The 19,736-nt window shown below is 69.5% G+C and carries 17 protein-coding genes; 14 read left to right on the top strand and 3 right to left on the bottom strand.

Going from position 1 to position 19,736, the window contains the following annotated elements; all coding sequences use genetic code 11:
* Position 1 precedes the first annotated feature (1 nt).
* From IFSED24_RS10510 to IFSED24_RS10485, 6 genes are all read left to right on the top strand, one after another.
* A complete protein-coding gene (locus tag IFSED24_RS10510; protein WP_491331419.1) occupies positions 2-637 on the top strand; it encodes a DNA-3-methyladenine glycosylase in 636 nt (211 codons plus the stop codon).
* Between the two features lie 123 nt (positions 638-760).
* A complete protein-coding gene (locus tag IFSED24_RS10505) occupies positions 761-2,266 on the top strand; it encodes a M16 family metallopeptidase (protein ID WP_491331418.1) in 1,506 nt (501 codons plus the stop codon).
* Positions 2,267-2,297: 31 nt separating this feature from the next.
* A complete protein-coding gene (locus tag IFSED24_RS10500) occupies positions 2,298-4,418 on the top strand; it encodes a M16 family metallopeptidase (RefSeq protein ID WP_491331417.1) in 2,121 nt (706 codons plus the stop codon).
* 351 nt (positions 4,419-4,769) lie between these two features.
* On the top strand, positions 4,770-5,036 hold the full coding sequence (locus tag IFSED24_RS10495) for a hypothetical protein (protein ID WP_491331416.1): 267 nt from the start codon (positions 4,770-4,772) through the stop codon (positions 5,034-5,036).
* 152 nt (positions 5,037-5,188) lie between these two features.
* On the top strand, positions 5,189-6,706 hold the full coding sequence (locus IFSED24_RS10490; RefSeq protein WP_491331415.1) for a capsule assembly Wzi family protein: 1,518 nt from the start codon (positions 5,189-5,191) through the stop codon (positions 6,704-6,706).
* A 20-nt stretch (positions 6,707-6,726) separates the two neighbouring features.
* On the top strand, positions 6,727-8,433 hold the full coding sequence (locus IFSED24_RS10485; protein ID WP_491331414.1) for a gamma-glutamyltransferase family protein: 1,707 nt from the start codon (positions 6,727-6,729) through the stop codon (positions 8,431-8,433).
* On the opposite strand, the gene IFSED24_RS10480 is transcribed toward IFSED24_RS10485, so the two are convergent.
* From IFSED24_RS10480 to pyrF, 3 genes are read right to left on the bottom strand one after another with little or no spacing between them, the layout of a single operon-like run.
* Complete coding sequence (locus IFSED24_RS10480) at positions 8,427-9,905, bottom strand: hypothetical protein (protein ID WP_491331413.1); 1,479 nt, start codon at positions 9,903-9,905, stop codon at positions 8,427-8,429. The genes IFSED24_RS10485 and IFSED24_RS10480 overlap by 7 nt on opposite strands.
* Complete coding sequence (gene pyrE, locus IFSED24_RS10475; RefSeq protein WP_491331412.1) at positions 9,906-10,478, bottom strand: orotate phosphoribosyltransferase; 573 nt, start codon at positions 10,476-10,478, stop codon at positions 9,906-9,908.
* Positions 10,479-10,481: 3 nt separating this feature from the next.
* A complete protein-coding gene (gene pyrF / locus IFSED24_RS10470; protein WP_491331411.1) occupies positions 10,482-11,234 on the bottom strand; it encodes an orotidine-5'-phosphate decarboxylase in 753 nt (250 codons plus the stop codon).
* Between the two features lie 144 nt (positions 11,235-11,378).
* On the opposite strand from pyrF, the gene serS reads away from it, so the two are divergent.
* The 8 genes from serS (at position 11,379) to IFSED24_RS10430 (ending at position 19,727) form a co-directional block, all read left to right on the top strand.
* Positions 11,379-12,638, top strand: a complete 1,260-nt coding sequence (gene serS, locus IFSED24_RS10465; protein ID WP_491331410.1) for a serine--tRNA ligase — start codon at positions 11,379-11,381, stop codon at positions 12,636-12,638.
* A gap of 29 nt (positions 12,639-12,667) precedes the next feature.
* Positions 12,668-13,909, top strand: coding sequence for a sensor histidine kinase (locus IFSED24_RS10460; RefSeq protein WP_491331409.1), 1,242 nt, complete (start codon positions 12,668-12,670; stop codon positions 13,907-13,909).
* Position 13,910: 1 nt separating this feature from the next.
* Positions 13,911-15,464 (top strand): T9SS response regulator signal transducer PorX, encoded by a 1,554-nt coding sequence (gene porX, locus IFSED24_RS10455; protein ID WP_491331408.1) that lies wholly within the window; start codon positions 13,911-13,913, stop codon positions 15,462-15,464.
* Between the two features lie 21 nt (positions 15,465-15,485).
* On the top strand, positions 15,486-16,004 hold the full coding sequence (gene tsaE / locus IFSED24_RS10450; protein WP_491331407.1) for a tRNA (adenosine(37)-N6)-threonylcarbamoyltransferase complex ATPase subunit type 1 TsaE: 519 nt from the start codon (positions 15,486-15,488) through the stop codon (positions 16,002-16,004).
* Complete coding sequence (tsaB, locus tag IFSED24_RS10445) at positions 15,998-16,801, top strand: tRNA (adenosine(37)-N6)-threonylcarbamoyltransferase complex dimerization subunit type 1 TsaB (protein ID WP_491331406.1); 804 nt, start codon at positions 15,998-16,000, stop codon at positions 16,799-16,801. Before tsaE ends, tsaB begins: the two co-directional genes overlap by 7 nt.
* Positions 16,798-17,259, top strand: a complete 462-nt coding sequence (rimI, locus tag IFSED24_RS10440; protein ID WP_491331405.1) for a ribosomal protein S18-alanine N-acetyltransferase — start codon at positions 16,798-16,800, stop codon at positions 17,257-17,259. Before tsaB ends, rimI begins: the two co-directional genes overlap by 4 nt.
* Before the next feature lie 97 nt (positions 17,260-17,356).
* On the top strand, positions 17,357-18,235 hold the full coding sequence (gene accD / locus IFSED24_RS10435) for an acetyl-CoA carboxylase, carboxyltransferase subunit beta (protein ID WP_491331404.1): 879 nt from the start codon (positions 17,357-17,359) through the stop codon (positions 18,233-18,235).
* 100 nt (positions 18,236-18,335) lie between these two features.
* On the top strand, positions 18,336-19,727 hold the full coding sequence (locus IFSED24_RS10430) for a bifunctional folylpolyglutamate synthase/dihydrofolate synthase (RefSeq protein WP_491331403.1): 1,392 nt from the start codon (positions 18,336-18,338) through the stop codon (positions 19,725-19,727).
* The last annotated feature ends 9 nt before the right edge of the window (positions 19,728-19,736 follow it).

Below are 19,736 nucleotides of genomic sequence, written 5' to 3'. Positions count from 1 at the left end.
GGTGGCGCCCCCGCGCCGCCCCCTGCCCCGCTCGTTCTACGCCCGCGACACGGTGACGGTGGCCCGCGAGCTCGTGGGCTGCACGCTCTGGACCGCGTGCCAGGGCGAGGTCTGCGCCGGCCGCCTGGTGGAGGTGGAGGCCTATCTCGACGAGCGCGACTCCGCCAGCCACGCCGGTCGCGGCCGCACTCCGCGCAGCGCCATCATGTTTGGCCCGCCCGCCATGGCCTACGTCTACCTCATCTACGGCATGCACCATTGTCTGAACCTGGTGACCGAGCCGGCCGGGCGGGCGGGGGCGGTGCTGCTGCGGGCCGCCGAACCGCTCGTGGGGCTGGCGGTCATGCGCCGGCGGCGCGGCGGCGGTCCGGACCGATCGCTCGCCGCGGGTCCGGGGCGGCTCTGCGGCGCGTTCGGGGTCGATCTGGGCTGGAGCGGACTGGCCTTGAACGCGCCGCGGCAAAATGATGCGAACAATTCCCTGTCCGACCGCGTATGGATCGCCGCCGGCCGTCCTCCTGACAGGGTGGTCGCCGGCCCGCGGATCGGGATACGCCGTGCTGCCCACGAACCTTTTCGGTTCTGTGACCCGGCGAGCAGCTGTCTCAGTAAACCTCCTGATTTCGGGAGGTTTTGACAGCGGCCACTTGTCGGTATAGCGTATCGATCCGGAATATCCGCCACCGCCGATGGGGTCCACAGGGGACGCCATCTCGGTTCTCTCGTCGGTACGAGAGGCAGACTCGGAGGCTCGAAGCCCATGTTCAAATCCACCCGACTGGCGACCGTGACGGTCGCGATCCTGCTGCTGGGCGCCGTGACGGCTCCGGCGCAGACCTACCTCGATCTGGAGAGCCAGATCCACGAATTCACCCTCGACAACGGCATGCGCTTCCTGGTCCTCGAGGACCACTCGGTGCCGGTCTTCTCGTTCCGGACCGTGGTGCGCGTCGGTAGCGCCCACGAGGTCCGCGGCATCACGGGGATCTCGCACCTGCTCGAGCACATGGCCTTCAAGGGCACCAGCGAGATCGGGACCGAGGACATCAAGAAGGAGCGCAAGGCCATGGCGGCCGAGGACGCGGCCTTCCAGGCGCTCAAGGCCGAGCGCAACAAGGGTGTCAGCGCCGATGCCGAGAAGCTGGCCGAACTCGAGGCCGCGTTCGAGGCGGCCAAGGACGCCGCCCGCGAGTTCGTCAAGAGCAACCAGTACGGCGAGATCGTCGAGAAGAACGGCGGCGTGGGCATGAACGCCTCCACGTGGACCGACTTCACCCAGTACTTCTACAGCATGCCCAGCAACCGCCTCGAGCTGTGGGCCTACCTCGAGGGCAACCGCATGGCCGACCTCGTGCTGCGCGAGTACTACACCGAGAAGGACGGCCCGGTCACCGAGGAACGCCGTATGCGGGTGGACAACAGCCCCATGGGCAAGCTCTTCATGGAGCAGTTCCAGAACCTGGCCTTCGACGCCAACGGCTACCACCACTCCACCATCGGCTACATGTCCGACCTCAACAACATGAGCCGCCAGGATGCCCGCCAGTACTACGACACCCACTACATCGGGCCCAACATCACCGTGGCCGTGGTGGGCGACGTCAACGTGGACGACGTGCGCAAATACGCCGAGAAGTACTTCAAGGACGTGCCCGGGGGCACCCCCGTGGAGATGGAGACCTTCGAGCCGGACCAGCTCGGCGAGAAGCGCCTGGTGCTCAAGCAGGACGCGCAGCCGCTCCTGTTGATGGGCTACAAGATCGAGGGCGTCAACCATCCCGACTGGCCGGTCTACCAGGCCATCGCCGACATCCTCGGCCAGGGCCGCACCAGCCGCCTCTACACCGAGGCCGTTAAGAAGCAGAAGAAGGCCGTGCAGTGCGCCAGCTTCGCCGGCTATCCCGGCATCCGCTACCGCACGCTCCTGGCCGTCATGGGCATCCCCGCCAAGGACGTCACCGCTCAGGAGCTCGAGGGGATCGTGCTCGCCGAGATCGACCGTCTGGTCGAGGGCGGCGTCACCGAGGAAGAGCTGGCCGGGGTCAAGCAGCGCGCCCGCGCCGACTTCCTGCGCGGCCTCGAGGGCAACAACGGTCTGGCCGGCCAGCTGGCCATGACCCAGGCCATGACCGGTGACTGGCGCAACATCTTCCGCGAGGTCGAGAAGATGGAAGCCGTCACCCTGGAGGACATCCAGCGCGTGGCCTCCGAGATCTTCGTCGAGACCAACCGGACCGTCGCCATGAGCGAGAACAAGGATGCCTAGCCGCCGCGAGCGCGCTTTGAAAGGACGTGTGATGAAGACGACGCGCAATGCCCTGGTCCTCCTCGCGGTGCTGACCGTGGTCCTGCTCGCTGCAGGCGCCGCTGCCAAGGAACCCTGGGAGAAGATCAAGATCCCCGAGCTGAATGCGTTCGAGATGCCCGCCTACGAGCGGGTCGAACTGCCCAACGGCATGGTCCTCTACCTGGCCGAGGACCACTACCTGCCCATGATCGAGCTGTCGGCCCAGATCCGGGCCGGCTCGATCTACGACCCCGCCGATAAGCTGGGCCTGGCCAGCATGACCGGCAGCGTCCTGCGTACCGGCGGCGCCGGCGACCGCACCGGCGACGACATCGACGCGCTGGTGGAGGCCCGCGGCCTGCAGGTGGAGACCTGGGTCGGCCAGAGCACCGGCGGCGCCTACCTCAGCTGTCTGAGCGAGGATCTGGACCTGGGCCTGGAATTGCTGGCCGACATCCTGATGCGCCCACAGTTCGCCGAGGACAAGATCGACCTGGCCAAGCAGCAGCAGAAGGCCGGCATCAGCCGGCGCAACGACGAGCCCATGCAGATCGCCATGCGCGAGGCGCCCAAGGTCTTCTACGGCCCCGATCATCCGCTGGCGCGCCATCCCGAATACGACACCATCGCCGCCGTGACCCAGGCGGACATGCAGGCGTTCCACGCCACCTACTTCCATCCCGACCGCATGTACCTGGTGGTGATCGGCGATTTCGACGCCCAGGACCTGACCGGCCGCATCGAGCAGGCCTTCGCCGACTGGGAGCAGGCCTCGGTGCCGCTGCCCGCCGATCCGGAGATCCCCTCGCTGCCGCGCACGGTCAACGTGGCGCCCAAGGAGGGCCTGACCCAGGCCACCGTGCTGCTGGGCCACAAGGGCATCCGCAACGACAACCCCGACTACGCCGCCATCCGCGTGGGCGCCGAGATCCTCGGCGGCGGCTTCAGCAGCCGCCTGTTCAAGGAGCTCCGCTCGAACCGCGGCTGGGCCTACTCGGTGGGTTCGTCGTCGGGCACCGGCTGGCGGTTCCCCGGCTCGTTCCTGGCCTACATCATGACCAAGAACGAGACCGTGGAGGCCTCGGCCGAGGGCATCCTGGCCGAGATCGAGAAGATGATCGCCGAGCCCGTCACCGACGAGGAGCTCCAGCTGGCCAAGGACATGATCCTCAACAGCGAGGTGTTCAACTACGACACCAAGCGCGAGATCCTCGACCGCATGGTCCTCTTCGAGATGTACGGCTACCAGCCGGACTTCCTGCAGAAGTACCAGGACGCGGTGATGACCCTGACGCCGGCCGACGTGCAGGCCGCCTGCCAGCGCCTCTGGCACCCGGAGGATCTGAGCATCCTGGTGGTGGGCACGCCCGAGGAGTTCGACGGCGACCTGAGCAAGTTCGGCCCGGTCAACACCATCGACATCACTATCCCCGCGGCCACGCCAAAGCTCGAGATCCCCGCGGCCACGCCCGAGAGCCTGGCCCAGGGCAAGGCGCTCGTGCTCGCCCTGCGTGGCGAGACCGGCGGCGCGAAGTACGACAAGCTGTCGAGCTGGCACGAGGTGATGACCATGACCGTCCAGACCCCCATGGGCGCCATGGACATCTCCATCGACCAGACCGTCCAGCTGCCCGACCACATGCGCGTGGTGACCAAGCTGCCGTTCGGCGAGCAGGTGCAGGTGGTGGCCGGCGACGCGGGCTGGGCCAGCGGCATGGGCCAGGAGAAGGACATGTCGGCCGACGAGGTGAAGGCCGCCAAGGAACAGATCCAGCAGGATACCCTGGGCATCCTGCGCAACATCGAGACCCTCGAGTTCCAGGCGCTGGCGCCCATGGAGGTGGAGGGGACCATGTGCAACCCGGTGGTGGTGCGCTTCGACGACGAGGCCACCGTGATGTTCCTCGACGCCGAGACCAACCTCCTGGTCATGATCCAGAGCCCCGGCACCAACCCCATGACGGGCAGCCCGGTGACCCAGAAGGCCTACATCAAGGGTTACCAGGAGCGTGACGGGTTCAAGATGCCCAGCGGCCTGAAGATCACCCACGACGACGAGGACTTCGCCGACATCGAGGTCACCACCTTCGAGGCGAACCTGAAGGTGGACCAGGCTCTGTTCCAGAAGTAGACTGGCCAGAGCTCCATGCAGCGGGCGGGCGGTGCTCCCGGAGCGCCGCCCGCCTCAGTATCTGCTGCCAGAAGAGGGGCTGCTTCACGGTCCGCCCGGATCAATGAGGAAATGCGCGCGTTCCATGGCGATCCGGAATGTCTCCAATGAAGCAGCCATTGTGATTATAGCACAAAAAAGAATCCCCAATGGAACCATTTTTGGCAATAAAATATCACAAGAATATTGGTGACCGTCGCCGGGTAGTTGGTGGCGCGGCCCCGCTGGCATTGCAACTCGCCCCGGATCTTTGCGTACAGGATGGCAGCGCCGCGCCTGGATCGGTCGCTGAAGGCAACAGGAGGAATCCCCATGTTCGTGGAAGCTATCGTGGCCCTGGCCGTGTTGATCTTCGCCGGCAGCCTGCTGCTCGGTCTGCTCAAGCTGGTCTTCAGCCTGGTGCTCCTGCCGGTGAAGCTGGTCTTCCTGCTCACCAAGGGACTGCTCGGTCTGGTGCTCTTCCTGCCGCTCCTGCTCCTGGGCGGCCTGATGTTCGGCGCCGTGGTGCCGGTCCTGTTGGTCGTGATCCTGGCCCCGATCTGGATCCTCGGCGGCCTGGCCTGCGCCATCCTGCACTGAGCCTGCTGCTGGTCCTGGCAGCGCTCTGCTGCGCGGAGGCCGGCGCCAGCCCGGCCGCGGACGACTACTACCGGATCCTGGGCGCCCTGGAGACCGGCCAGCAGGCCGCCCGGCACGTCGAATCCGACCTGCGCCCCACCGACTGGCATACCTTGCGCCGCTTGGCCTTGCTGGGCGGCGAGTTCGTGCCGCCATACCGACCGGTGACCAACGGCGAGATCACGGGTGTGATCCGGCGCAGCCGCGAGCGTGGCGGTCCGGGGCTGCTGATGCCCGGGGAGCGCCGACGAGCCGCCTGGCTGCTGCATCGCCACGGGCTGGCCGCGGCCGGCTATCGCTGGGATTCCTGCGAGTGCCGCACGCCGCAGGTCCACCTGCGTCTGGGGGGACGCATGGGACTCCACGAGCTGGGGCCGGGCGGCCTGGTGACCGGCGAGGCCGGATTCGGGGGGCGCGGCCTGATGCTGGCGGTGGAGCCGGACCTCGAGGTCTGGAGCGGTCGGTTCTGGGGGGCGGTGACGTCGCGTCTGAGCGGCTCGCTGCACGCCGACGGTCGCGAGGTGCCCGAGGCGTTTTTTTATCCCGGCTGGCCCGTGGCCACCAACCGGCCCGCCGAGGCCAGGGCCCGGCGCGACGAGGCCTGGCGCGTGGCGGTGCCCCGGGCCGTGGCCGGCGCCGGTCTGGGCAACTGGGCGCTGGCCGCCGGCATCTTCCCCGTGGCCGTGGGGCCGGGCCTGGAGGGCGGGCTGACCGTGAGCAGCCACGCCGAGAGCCTGCCGCAACTGGTGCTGCGCCGGACCGCCCCCTTCCAGTGGTCGGGACTCATGTCCCCGCTGGATCCCGAACACCTGCTGATCCGGGTCGGCCGCACTTCGCCGCAGACCATCCGCTACCAGGATCCCTGGGGTCCGCAGCGAATTCCCGGCGAGCCCTGGTTCTTCCAGTGGCTGCTCACCTGGAATCACACGTCCTGGTGGCGGACCACCGTGACCCATGCGGTGATGGCCAACGCGCGCCAGGGGCAGACGCTGTGGCCCGACCTTATCCAGATCAACGCCCCGCTCCTGAACGCGACCTGGTCCGAGATGGACTACGGTCCGGTCACCGATCGGATCTTCACCCTGGGCATGGAAGCCCGCTTCCGCAACGCGCCCTGGCCGCTGCTGCCCGGCGCCGCGGGCCGCCTCTACTGGGAGTATGGCGGGGAGGATTTCCGCCCGGGCAGCGTGGTCGGCACCGTGCCCCAGATCAGCGCCCCGGCGTCGCTGGCCGGGGTCGAGCTGGTGGACCATCGCTGGGACCTGACCGTGGAGTATCTCCTGACCCAGCATCCCAAGGTGCTCTGGTACTCCAACAGCGGTTTCAGTGAAGGTTACAGCCACGAAGGCGTGGTCCTCGGCCACCCTCTCGGCGGCGGCGCCGAGGCCTGGACCGCCGTCGTCCGCCTGCGTACCGCCTCCGGCGCCAGCGAATTCACGCTACGCGCCCGGACGGTGACCTGGGATCTGCAGGGATCCCGACCCCCCACCGCTCGGCGTCACGAACTGGGTCTGAGCTGGCGGGGACTCGCTGGTGGCGGCGCCTGGACCATGGGGGTCGGCTGGGTGGGTGAAGACGTCGCCGAGGATCGCGAGGACTGGCTGCAGGCCCGTCTCGAACGTCAGTTCTGAAGCCCCGACCGGAGGTCGTCATGCTGCACCGAACCGTCCTGCGCCTGCTCGCCGTCCTGTTCCTGTTCACCACCTGCCGAGGAGTGGCCATGGATCGCATCACCGGCAAGGAGTTCGCCACCCGGAGCGAGGTGCTCGCGCGCCATGCCATGGTGGCCACCAGCCAGCCGCTGGCCACCCAGGCCGGGCTGGAGATCCTGCGCCAGGGCGGCAACGCCGTGGACGCGACCATCGCCGCCAACGCGGTGCTCGCCCTCACCGAGCCCACCGGCTGCGGCCTCGGCGGGGATCTGTTCGCCATCGTCTGGGACCCCGCCACGCAGCGGCTGCGCGGCCTCAACGGCAGCGGCCGCTCGCCGCGATCGCTCGAGCTGGCCGAACTGCAGGCCCGCGGACTCACCAGCATGCCGGCCTACGGGCCGTTGCCGGTGACCGTTCCCGGCTGTGTCGACGGCTGGTTCACGCTGCACGAGGAACTGGGCCGCCTGCCCATGGCCGCGGTCCTGGCTCCGGCCATCCGCTACGCCCGCGAGGGATTTCCGGTGACCGAGCTGATCGCCCACTACTGGGAGCTCAACGCCGCCGGCCGCCGCGACCAGCCCGGCTTCGCCGAGACCTTCCTGCCCGCGGGACGGGCGCCGCGCAAGGGCGAGGTCTTCCGCAACCCCTGGCTGGCCGACACCCTCGAGGAGATCGCCGCCGGCGGCCGCGACGCCTTCTACGAGGGCCGCATCGCCGGGGTCATCGCCGATTTCATGGCCGAGGTGGGAGGTTATCTCGACCGCGAGGATCTGGCCGCCCACCGCAGCGAGTGGGTCGAGCCGGTGTCCACGACCTACCGTGGAGTCGAGGTCTGGGAGCTGCCGCCCAACGGCCAGGGCATCGCGGCGCTGCAGATCCTCAACGTGCTCGAAGGGTTCGACCTCGCGGGCGCGGGCTTCGGCAGCACGGACCACCTGCACTGGTTCGTCGAGGCCAAGAAGCTGGCCTTCGCCGACCGCGCCCGGTTCTACGCCGACCCCGATTTCGCCGCCGCTCCGGTGGCCGGCCTCATCAGCAAGGAGTACGCCGCCGCGCAGCGCGCGAGGATCGAGCCCGACCGCGCGGCGCGCGTGGTGGATCCCGGCAACCCCGCGCTGGAAGAGGGCGACACGGTCTACCTGGCGGCGGCCGACGAGTCGGGCCTGATGGTCAGCCTGATCCAGAGCAACTACCGCGGCATGGGCTGCGGGCTCTGTCCGCCGCAGCTCGGTTTCGGCCTGCAGGACCGCGGCGAACTCTTCGACCTCGCCGCGGGCCGCGCCAACTCCTACGCCCCGGGCAAGCGCCCCTTCCACACCATCATCCCGGCGTTCCTGACCCGCGACGGCCGGCCCTGGTGCGCCTTCGGCGTCATGGGCGGGGCCACCCAGCCCCAGGCTCACGCCTGGGTGGTCATGAACCTGGTGGACTTCGGTCTGAACCTGCAGGAAGCGGGTGACGCACCCCGGGTGGTGCATCGCGGCAGCAGCCAGCCCACGGGCGAGGTCATGACCGACGGCGGGGTGGTCTACCTGGAGACGGGATTCGCCTGGGAGGCGGTGCGGGCGCTGAGCGATCGCGGCCATCGCCTCGGCACCACCGTCGGCGGCTACGGCGGCTACCAGGCCGTGATGTACGATGCGCAGCAGGGCGTGTTCATCGGCGCCAGCGAGTCGCGCAAGGACGGCCAGGCGGCGGGTTACTGAGCCGGCAGGATACGCACCCAGGGTGCGCTGGCCATGGCGGGCACCGCCACGCGGATCTCGGCCTCGACCCGGGCGTCGAAGGGGCTCCACACGCAAGGCCGGTCGATGCGCCAGGGCACCGCGGCGTTGTCGCTGAACACCGGTCCGGGCGGCAGGGCGGCGGCGGTGGCGGTGACCTGCGCCACCTTCGCCTGCAGCTCCCAGGCGGTCTGCACGTTGCCGCCCTCGCCACCCAGGAGCGGCGGGGTGAGCCAGAGGATCAGACCGGTGCCAGCGGCCAGGAACGCGCCCCGGAACCAGCGGCGAGTGAGCCATGGCCGCAGCGCCTCCGTGGCCAGCTGGACCCCGACCCAGGCGATCAGCGGCAGCAGGGGCAGCATGTGACGCGTTTCCGGGGAGAAGAAGGCGTACTGCACCACCAGGAGCGGGAGCGTCAAGGCCAGCAGCCCGGCGGGACCGGCGGCGCGCAGCAGCGGATGGCCTCGCCGGCGGCGGCGCCAGGTGCGGTGGATCCAGAGCGGCAGACAGACGAGCCAGAACAGCCAGGGCAGCCAGATGCCAAGGGTATGGATGTAGTGGCGGATGCCCGAGGCGATCTTGTGCACCGCCGGCCCGGCGTGCTGGCGGAGGTTTTCGCCGAGGGGGACCGGCTCGCGGCTGCGCAGGTGCGGGTAGTCCCACCACTGCTCGGAGAGGTCGATCTGGACCGCGTCGGTGAGGGGGTTGCCGAACAGCTTGCCGGTGTGGTGGGCCACGTGCAGCCACCAGGGCGCCAGGATGGCCATGCCCACCACCGCGCAGACCAGCGTCCGGCGCACCAGGGCGGCCCAGCGGCGGCGGCGGTCGCAGAGTCCGGCGGCCAGCCACCAGAGCACCGGTACCCAGAGCAGGTCGCTGCGCACCAGGGCGAGCAGCCCGGATAGGGCGGCGAAGCCCGCCGCCTGGGGCAGGCTCAGGTCGGCGGGGCCGCGCCAGCGCAGGGAGAACCAGAGCGCCAAGAGGAGCACGGCGCAGGGGATCTCACCCCAGCCCCAGCACACCGCCAGGCCGAGCAGCGGGTTGACCAGCAGGAGCAGCAACCACGCCACGCCCGCTTCGGGCCGGCCCTGCCGGCGGAGGCCCCAGAGACCGAGCCAGGCGAGCACGAACAGTCCGACCGCCATGGTGGGGCGGACCAGGTCCTCGGCACGGACCGGATTACCGCCGGCCAGCCAGTAGGCGGGCAGCAGCAGCACCGCCAGACCGGGCGGGCGATGCACGAGCGGCTGCGGCACGGTCCGGCCCCACGGGTAGGCGGTGAACAGCGGGTAGACGGTGTCGTTGAGCAACCCGTCGCCGCGCGCGAGATGCCGCGCCACGCCGAGGCTCGTGTAGACGTCGCCGTTGGGCAGTTGCGGCAATCGGGGATGCACCGCCAGCCAGCACGCCATGAAGATCAAGGCCGCCAGGAGGATGCCGGCGGTGGTGCGCACCTAGTTACCCCGGCTCCCGGGCTTGACCAGGGGCACGCCGTCGCGGCAGAGCGGGCAGCTGGCGGGGTCGTGCGTGGCGACTTCCACCCGGGCCAGCGCCTGCAGCGGCAGGGGCAGCTCGGAGCTGTCGCTGGTGCGGTCGATGATGGCGCCGAGACCGGTCACCACGCCGCCGTTCTCCTCCACCACCCGGGCGACCTCGCGCACCGAGGTGCCGCGTGTGACGACATCCTCGACCACCAGCACCTTCTCGCCCTTCTCCAGGAAGAACCCGCGGCGCAGGCTCATGACGCCGTCCTTGCGCTCGGTGAAGACGAAGCGGCGGCCCAGGGCGCGCGCCACCTCGTGGCCGATCAGGACGCCGCCGAGGGCGGGGCTGACCACCACGTCGTAGGTCTCGTCGGCGAAGAACTCGGCGATGGCGGCGCCCAGCTCGCGGGCCAGGTCGGGGAACTGGAGCAGGCGGGCACACTGGAAGTAGGTGTCGCTGTGCAGGCCACTGCTCAGCAGGAAGTGGCCCTGGTGGAGGGCTCCCAGCTCGGACATCAGATCGAGGACATCGGCTTGCTTCACGGATCAGACCTCCAGCTCGGCCGCGATGGCGGCGTGGGCTCGGGCGGGATCGTCGGCACGGGTGATGGGTCGGCCCACCACCAGGAAATCGGCGCCATCGCGGAAGGCGCCCGCGGGGGTGGCCACGCGCTTCTGGTCCTGGACGTCGCCGCCGGCGGGACGGATCCCCGGGGTGACGGCCAGGGGTTCGGGGCCCAGGGCGGCGCGCAGGGTCGGCAGGTCGGCGGCCGAGCAGACCAGACCGTCGCAGCCGCTGTCCCAGGCCAGCCGGGCCAGGCGGGTGACGCGGTCGGCCACCGCATCGGAACCGCCGGAGGTCTCGGCGAGGTCGTCGGCGCTCAGGCTGGTCAGCACGGTCACGGCCAGGAGCGCGGGCCGCAGCCCGTCGGGTCCGGGCGTGGCCTGGGCCAGGGCCTCGGCGGCGGCGGCCATGGCGGCCCGGCCGCACCCGGCGTGCATGGTCACCAGCGAGACGCCCAGGCGGGCGGCGACCCGGGCGGCGCCGGCCACGGTGTTGGGGATGTCGTTGTATTTGAGGTCGAGGAAGATCCGCTTGCCGCGGCCCTGCAGGAGCTGAACGGCGGTGGGACCGGCGGCGCTGAAGAGCTCGAGACCGACCTTGACGAAGCGGGCCTGGTCGCCGAGTCGGCCGGCGAGGGCCACGGCTTCCTCGGCGGTGGGGACGTCCAGGGCGGTGATCACCCGGTCGGCGGCGGGCAGGCCGCGCAGGGCGGCCAGCAGGGAAACACGGTCCATCGCTGGTCCTCCGGAGGGTGCATGGGGTGTCGGGCGATTTGCCTTGCCCGCCCCTGACGCGTTGGTTATACCGTTCTAGCAGCCGTGACGGGGGTTTGCAAGCGTCGGCGCGGTCCGTCGGCAACCAGAAGGAAGGTATCTCCGGTGCTCGATCGCAAGTTCCTGCGGGAAAACCGCGACCTGGTGACCCAGGCGGTGTCCGCCAAACGCGAGGCAGTGGATATTGCCGCCTATTACGACATGGATGCCGAGCGCCGGGCGGCGCTGCAGGAGGCCGAGGAACTCCAGGCCGAGGTCAACCGGGCCAACAAGGCCATCAGCGAGGCCAAGAAGGCGGGCGAGGATACCAGCGCGGCCATCGCCGACATGCGCGAGGTGGCGGGCAAGCTCAAGACGCTCAAGGCCCGTGCGGCCGAACTCGACGAGGCGGTGGCGGCGCTCTACCTGAGGATCCCCAATATCCCCGACAGCGACGTGCCCGTGGGAGGCGAAGAAGACAACGCCATCGTCCGCACCTGGGGCGAGCCCCGCCGCTTCGACTTCACCCCGGCGCCGCACTGGGACCTGGGCGCCGAGCTCGGCCTCCTCGATTCCGAGGCGCCCGCCCGCATGTCCGGCAGCGGCTTCTCCCTCCTCTTCGGCGACCTCGCCCGGCTCGAGCGCGCGCTCGTGGCCTGGTTCCTGGATACGCATCGCCAGCACGGCTACACCGAGGTGGCGGTCCCCTACATGGTTGGTCCGAAGGCCATGACCGGCACCGGACAGCTGCCCAAGCTCGCCGAGGACATGTACCGCTGCGCCGACGACGATCTCTACCTCATCCCCACCGCCGAGGTCTCGGTCACCAACATCCACCGCGAGAGCACCCTCGAGGAGGAGCAGCTGCCGGTGCGCTACTGCGCCTTCTCGCCGTGCTTCCGCCGCGAGGCCGGCGCCGCGGGCAAGGACACGCGCGGCCTGCTGCGCATGCATCAGTTCCACAAGGTGGAGATGGTCCAGTTCGTCCACCCCGAGCGCTCCCGCGAGGCGCTCGAGGGACTCACCGGCGACGCCGAGCGCCTCCTGCAACTCCTCGATCTGCCCTACCGCGTGGCGCTGCTGGCCACCGGCGACCTCAGCTTCGCGGCCGCGCGTTGCTACGACCTCGAGGTCTGGTCCCCCGGGGTCGCGCAGTGGCTCGAGGTCTCGAGCTGCAGCTGCTTCGGCGATTTCCAGGCCCGGCGCGCCGGCATCCGCTGGAAGGGCGCCTCGGGCAAGGGCTACGTCCACACGCTCAACGGGTCTGGCCTGGCCTTGCCCCGGGTCCTGGTGGCGATCATGGAGAATTACCAGACCGCCGCGGGCAAGCTCGTGGTGCCCGAGGTGCTGCGGCCGTACCTCGGCGGTCAGGAACTGATCGGCTGACCGGCCAGGCCGGCGGCCCGGGAGAGTCCATGGATCCCTTGCCCCGCGGATTGTTCGGCCTCAAGAGGCGGCAGCTGTTCACGCTCTACCTGCTCCTTGGCAGCGTGCTGATCGTGGTCGGCATCACCAGCTACACGCTGCGCATCACCCGCGACGTGGAGGCCCAGACGCGCCTGATCACCGAGCTGTTCAGCGGCATGACCAGCCGCCTCATGCTCTCCGAGGATCCCGGCGAGGCCGAGCGGGTCATCGCCATCATCAACGAGATCAAGATCCCGCTGATCATCACCGACAACGCCGGCCGCGCCATCTACTGGAACAGCGACGTGGTCGGCATCGAGGAGGTCGACGACTTCGAGCTCCTCATGAATCAGGATCCCATGGCGCCCAGCGATCCGCGCGTGAGCAAGGCCCTGGCCCTGGCCGCGGCCATGGATGCCGAGGCCCAGCCCTACGCCATCTTCGACGCCCAGAACCAACGCCTGGGCACCCTGCACTACGGGCAGTCGGCATTGAGCCAGCAGATCAAGACCATGCCCTACCTCGAACTGGCCATCATGGTCCTCTTCTTCCTGGCCATCCTCTGGGGCCTGCAGGTCAAGAAGGAGAACGATCAGAACCTGCTCTTCGCGGGCATGGCCAAGGAGACGGCGCACCAGATGGGCACCCCGCTGACCTCGATCATGGGCTGGCTGGCGCTGCTGCAGGAGGAGTTGCCGGAGGACGACCCCACGCTGCCGGAACTCGAGAAGGACATCGAGCGTCTCAACAAGGTCTCGGCCCGCTTCAGCCAGATCGGGTCCCAGCCCAGGCTGGGCGATCACGACCTGGTGGCGGTGGTGGAGGAAACGATTACCTACTTCCAGAGAAGGCTGCCCCACCTCGGCGGTCGGGTGGAGCTGCGATCCGAGGGAGCGCTCAGCAACCCGGTGGCCTTCAACCGCAACCTCCTGGAGTGGGTCCTCGAGAACCTGATCAAGAACGGCATCGACGCGCTCGAGGACGGCAAGGGCACCGTGACCATCCGCCTGGCCGACCGTGCCGAGGGCGGGGTTGTGCTGCGGGTGGCCGACACCGGTCGCGGGATCAAGCCCTCGCACCGGACCAAGATCTTCGAACCGGGTTTCAGCACCAAGTCCCGCGGCTGGGGGATGGGGCTGGCCCTGGTCAAGCGAATCGTGACGCAGTACCACGGCGGGCGCATCCGCGTGGAGAGCTCCGGGCCCCAGGGCACGGTCTTCGCCATCGCGCTGCCGGGGAAGGGACAATAGCGTGGGTTACCGGGTCCTCTGGATCGATGACAACATCGACGATCTGAAGTCGCACATCCTCTTCCTCGCCCAGAAGGGCTACGAGGTGGCTGGTGCGACCAACGGCCGCGACGGGCTGGCGCTGCTCGCCGAGCAGACCTTCGACGCGGTGCTTTTGGACGAGATGATGCCGGGGATGGGCGGGCTCGAGACCCTGGAGGAGATCCGCAAGAGCCACGAGCACCTGCCGGTGATCATGATCACCAAGAGCGAGGCCGAGGACCTGATGACCAAGGCCATCGGCCGCCGCATCGACGACTACCTGGTCAAGCCGGTCTCGCCGCTGCAGATCCAGGCCGCGCTGAAGAAACAGGTCGAGGCGCACAAGATCACCGAGCAGCAGGTCACCCGCGACTACCTCTCGCACTTCCAGGCCGTGGGCGACCGCATCGCCGGGGCGCAGAGCCCCGCCGACTGGGAGCGCATCTACAACGACCTGGTGACCTGGGGACTCGACCTCTTCCGCTACAGCGATCACGGCCTGCTGGCCACGCAGGACGAGCAGATGTCCGCGGCCAACCTGGCGCTCGGCAAGTACGTGCGCGAGCGCTACCGCGACTGGATCCAAGGCGCCCCCGATGCCCCGCTCCTGAGCGCCGACGTCTACCGCGAGCTGGTCGAGCCCGAGGTCCAGCAGGCCGACCAGGTTCTCTGGGTGATCATCGACTGCATGCGCCTCGACCAGTGGCGCATGGTCGAACCGCTGGTCGAGCCCTATTTCCATCTCGAGCGCAAGCAGTACTGGTCCATCCTGCCCTCGGCCACGCCCTACGCGCGCAACGCGCTCTTCGCCGGGCTCTACCCGCTGGACATCGCTCAGAACTATCCCACGCTCTGGCACGACGGCAACCGCGACACCTCGAGCCGCAACGCCTTCGAGGACAAGCTGCTGGAGGCCCAGCTCAAGCGCCTGCAGAGCCCCGCGGCCAACAGCTGGCGCTACTTCAAGATCTCCGATGCCCGCGACACCGACTCGTTGCGGCGCGATTTCTCGTCGCTGGGCGACGTCCGGCTGATCGCCGGGGTCTACAATTTCCTCGACATCATGGCCCACGGTCGCAGCCAGAACTCGATCCTCAAGGAGCTGGCCCCCGACGAGGCCGCCTTCCGCACCCTCATGCGGACCTGGTTCGAGCACAGCAGCCTCTTCGAGCTGCTCAAGGCGGCCTCGCGGCGCGGCACCACGGTGGTGGTGACCACCGACCACGGGTCCATGTTCAGCCGGCGGGCCACCAAGATCCGGGGCAACCGCGAGGCCAGCAGCAACGTGCGCTACAAGTTCGGCGACAACCTCACGGTGGACGAGAAACGGGTCATGCTGATCAAGAACCCCACCGATTTCAAGCTGCCGAGCAACAGTGCCATCGAGACGTACGCCATCACCACCGAGAACTACTACCTGGTCTACCCGACCAACTACCACGAGTACGAGCGGCTCTACCGCGACAGCTTCCAGCACGGCGGCATCAGCCTCGAGGAGATGATCTGCCCCTTCGCGGTGATGCGTCCGCGCTAGCGTGGCAGGCCAGGAGCAGCCATGGATCCGCTGACCGTTCCCGATCGCGCGGGCTTCCCTCGCCTCTGTCGCACCACGGGCCCCGACGAGACCCGGGCCCTCGGCGCGGCCCTGGCCAGCGTGGCCGTTCCGGGCCAGGCCATCCTCCTGCACGGCTCCCTGGGCGCGGGCAAGACCTGCCTGGTGCAGGGCCTGGGCCAGGCGCTGGGGGTGACCGAGGACGTCATCAGCCCCACGTTCACCCTGGTGAACCGCTATCCTGGCCGGACGACCCTGGACCACCTCGACTTCTACCGTATCGAGCCCACCGACGATCTGGGCGACATCGGGGTCCTGGACATCCTCGACGAGCTGGCGGCGCACACGACGCTCCTGGTTGCCGAGTGGCCCAATCTGCTGGTGCCGTTGTTGCCGGAGCGCATCGAACTGCTTGCGCTGCCGGGCGCGGCCCCCGACCAGCGTCTCTGGTACGCGCGCGGCGTGCCCGAGCTGCCCGCCGCCTATGAACCGCTCTTCCCGGAGGCCAATCCGGCATGCTGACCCTGGCCATCGACACCGCCACACCTCACGGCCGCTTCGCGGTGGCCGAGGACGGCGAGCTGCTCGGCTACCAGCCGCACAACGTCATGGGCAGCTACGCCGACGCCCTGCTGCCGGTGGTCGACGCGCTGCTCGAGGTCACCGGCCGTCGCCTCGACGAGGTCGGCCTCGTGGGCGTGACCGCCGGGCCGGGCAGCTTCACCGGCGTGCGCATCGGCGTGGCCACCGCCAAGACCCTGGCCTGGGCCCTGGGCGCCGAGCTGGCGGCGGTCTCCACCCTGGCCGCCATGGCCGCCGACCTCCTGGTCGAACATCCCGACCGCGATCTGGCGGTGCCGGTCCTCGACGCCCGGCGCGGCGAGGTCTTCGCCGCGGTCTACCGACGCCGGGACGGCTGGGTCGAGGAGCTGGCCGCGCCGGCCTGCCTCGCGCCCGACGCCTTCTGGTCCCGGCTGCTGGCGACCATCGACGATGTGGAAGCGCCGGCCTACGGCGGCGACGGCGTGGTCCTGGTCACCGGCCAGGGCGCCGACCTGCGTCCCGAACTGGCGGCGCGAGGTCTGCCGGCGCCGCGGTCGTGGTGCGCGGCGCATCCGGCCACGGCGCGGACACTGGCGCTGGCGCTGGCCGCGGAGAGTCTCCGCCGCGAGGCGGTGATCTCGCCCTTCGCCCTGGTCCCATGGTACCTGCGCGGCAGCGATGCCGAGATCAAGCGCCGCCTCGACGCCACGCCGCGCACGCCCAGCCGCAAGGTGGATATCCACACGGGCAACGAGGACGACGGGGTCGCGCCATGAACCGCACGGAGCCGGTGATCCGGTCGGGAGCGCCGGCCGACCTGTGGGCGATCCAGCGGATCGAGCGCGCCAGCTTCGACGACCCCTGGCTACCCGCGACCCTGCTGCAGGAACTGGTGCCCTCGCCGTTGCGCTTTCCGCTGGTGGCGGAGGTCTCCGGCGAGGTGGCCGGGTTCCTCATGGCGTGGCGCACACCCGACGAGCTGCACATCCTGAACGTGGCCGTGGATCCGGCCCGGCGCGGCCAGGGGCTCGGTACGGCCCTGCTCGAGGCCGCCCTGGCCGAGGCCCGGCGCTGCGGCCTGGTCCGCGTCACCCTCGAGGTCCGGCCCGGGAACACCGCGGCCCTGGCGCTCTACCGGAACCATGGATTCGTGACCGAGGGGGTCCGTCCGGGCTACTATGCCGACACCGGCGAGGACGCCCTGATCCTGACCCTGGAACTGGACGAGTCCTGACCACCCCTTGTCACCTCCGCCCATCTGGGTGACATTGTCGCAGATGCTGGACGAAGGCCGGCTGGCCGGCCGTCGACCCGATCCGAGGAGATCGCTCTTGTCCTGGTTGAATCGTGCCGCCCGGGGAATCCGGGCCTTGACCAAGCAGAAGGACGTGCCGGACAACCTCTGGCAGAAATGTCCTGGGTGCAGCGAGGTCCTCTACAAGCGCGAGCTGGATAGGAGCTGGAACGTCTGCGGCGCCTGTGGCTATCACCTGCCGCTGCCCGCAGCGCGCTACATCGACCTGCTGCTCGACGGCGACACGTGGGAGGAGAAGTTCGCCAGCGTCACCAGCACCGACCCCCTGGTCTTCAGGGACAGCAAGAAGTACCCCGACCGTCTCAAGGCGGCGCGCAAGCAGACCGGCCGCGAGGCGGCGATCCTCACCGGCACTGGTCGTCTGGCCGGGCTGCCGGTGAACCTGGGCATCATCGACTTCGCCTTCATGGGCGGCAGCCTCGGCTCGGCCATGGGCGAGAAGATCGCCCGCCTGCTCCTGGATTCCCTGAGCCAGCGCCGGGCCGCCATCATCATCTCCCGGTCGGGCGGAGCGCGCATGCAGGAGTCGCTCCTGTCGCTCATGCAGATGGCCAAGACCTCGGCCGTGCTGGCCCGCCTGCGCGAGGAGGGGATCCCCTACATCAGCCTCTGCGTGCACCCCACCTACGGCGGCGTCACCGCCAGCTTCGCCATGCTCGGCGATCTGAACCTGGGGGAACCCGGAGCCATGATCGGCTTCGCTGGTCCGCGGGTGATCAAGCAGACCATCGGCGGCGACCTCCCCGAGGGATTCCAGTCGGCCGAATTCCTGCTGGAGAAGGGGCAGCTCGACCAGGTCGTGCAACGGCGCGAGCTCAAGGATGTGCTGGCCAACGCCTTGCGCTGGTGCTGCGATGGTCGCGATGTCTCGGTGCCGGGCCCGGTGCGCGGCTAGGCCCAAGTTTCCTTGTCTCCTCCCGCATCCAGAGCGACATTGAGCGCCTCTTAGAGCCGGTCGTCCGTCATCGCGGCGAACTCGCCGCAAGGAGCGCTCCGTGAGCAGAAAAGACCCCGATCCCGTCGTCCACCCCGGCGAGCCCGGCATCGGTCCCGACCTGGAACCGCCCTTCGTGGCCGAGGATGCCGCCACCGCCTGGCTCTTCAGCCTCAATCGCCGGGGCATCCGCCCGGGTCTGGTGCGGATCGAGGGGCTGCTGCGCGATCTCGGCCATCCCGAGCGCCAGCTCACCACCCTGGTCACCGCCGGCACCAACGGCAAGGGCAGCACCACGCGCATCCTGGCGCGCCTGCTCCAGGCCGCGGGCCTCAAGGTGGCCACCTACACCAGTCCCCATCTGCTGCGGGTGTACGAGCGCTTGACCATCGACGACCGCCCCGTGGAGCCGGCGCGTTTCGCGACCACGGTCGATGCGCTGCGGCCTGCAGTGGACAGGCACGAGTCGAGCTGGTTCGAGACCCTCACCGCCGCGGCGGTGCAGATCGCCCGCGAGGAACGGGTGGATGTGCTCTGTGCCGAGACCGGCCTCGGGGGCCGGCTCGACGCCACCAACGCCCTGCCCGCGGTGGCCACCCTGCTGACCACCGTCGCGCTGGACCACCAGCATATCCTCGGCGAGACCCGAGAGGAGATCCTCGCCGAGAAGCTGGGGCTGCTCAAGCCGCAGACCCCGTTCTTCTGCGCGGTGGCCGGGGACCTGAACGCGCGTGCCTTCTCGGCCGCGGTCCAGGTCGGCAGCCCGGCGTATTTCCTCGACGAGCTCGCGCGCTTCGAGAGCGGCACCCATGACTGGCGTCTGGTCCTGCGCGACCGGGTCTTCGACGGCCTGCCGGCGGGGGCCACGCCCGCCCTGCGCCGCAACATGGGCCTGGCCCTACTCTGCCTCCACGAGCTGGAGAAAAGCGGGGTCCTGCCCCTGCCCGCCGACTGCGCCACGCCCCTCGCCGACCTCTTCCTGCCCGGCCGCTTCCAGCAGATCCTGACCGGACCCGACTGGATCGTGGACACCGCCCACAATCCGGAGGCCCTCCTGGCGACGTTGCAGGCGTTTCTCGCACGGCCGGTCTCCGGTCGCCGCATCGTCTGCTTCGGCGGCATGCGCGACAAGTCGGTGGACGCGCAGCTGGGCCCGTTGCTGCGCCGGTGCGACGCGGTGACCTTCGCGCCGGTGTCGTTGCCCCGGTCGCGCGACCGCGACGAGCTGCGGGCGTTGCGAGAGTTCCTGGAACTGCCGGACGATCCCGATCATTCCATCATGGACACGGTCGCCGCGGCCCTGGCATATTGGAAACCCCGGCTGCGCCCCGAGGACACGGTGCTGGTGACCGGCTCGTGCTTCATGGTGGCCGAGACCCTGCATCGCCTGGGCATCCGGGATATCGAAGAGACGCGCCGGCCGCGTCCGGCGGCCGACCTCGAACAATCCTGAATGCCCCGT

The sequence above is a fragment of the Candidatus Latescibacter sp. IFSED24 genome (assembly GCF_058273205.1).
The sequence above is the reverse complement of the archived record's forward strand: the minus strand, read 5'-3'. Positions and strand labels throughout refer to the sequence as shown.

What these genes read in the sequence shown, in the direction of transcription:
- IFSED24_RS10505 (WP_491331418.1), top strand. Translation starts at nt 761, where the DNA reads ATGTTCAAATCCACCCGACTGGCGACCGTGACGGTCGCGATCCTGCTG.
- IFSED24_RS10500 (WP_491331417.1), top strand. Translation starts at nt 2,298, where the DNA reads ATGAAGACGACGCGCAATGCCCTGGTCCTCCTCGCGGTGCTGACCGTG.
- IFSED24_RS10495 (WP_491331416.1), top strand. Translation starts at nt 4,770, where the DNA reads ATGTTCGTGGAAGCTATCGTGGCCCTGGCCGTGTTGATCTTCGCCGGC.
- IFSED24_RS10485 (WP_491331414.1), top strand. Translation starts at nt 6,727, where the DNA reads ATGCTGCACCGAACCGTCCTGCGCCTGCTCGCCGTCCTGTTCCTGTTC.
- pyrF (WP_491331411.1), bottom strand. Translation starts at nt 11,234, where the DNA reads ATGGACCGTGTTTCCCTGCTGGCCGCCCTGCGCGGCCTGCCCGCCGCC.
- IFSED24_RS10460 (WP_491331409.1), top strand. Translation starts at nt 12,668, where the DNA reads ATGGATCCCTTGCCCCGCGGATTGTTCGGCCTCAAGAGGCGGCAGCTG.
- tsaE (WP_491331407.1), top strand. Translation starts at nt 15,486, where the DNA reads ATGGATCCGCTGACCGTTCCCGATCGCGCGGGCTTCCCTCGCCTCTGT.
- tsaB (WP_491331406.1), top strand. Translation starts at nt 15,998, where the DNA reads ATGCTGACCCTGGCCATCGACACCGCCACACCTCACGGCCGCTTCGCG.
- rimI (WP_491331405.1), top strand. Translation starts at nt 16,798, where the DNA reads ATGAACCGCACGGAGCCGGTGATCCGGTCGGGAGCGCCGGCCGACCTG.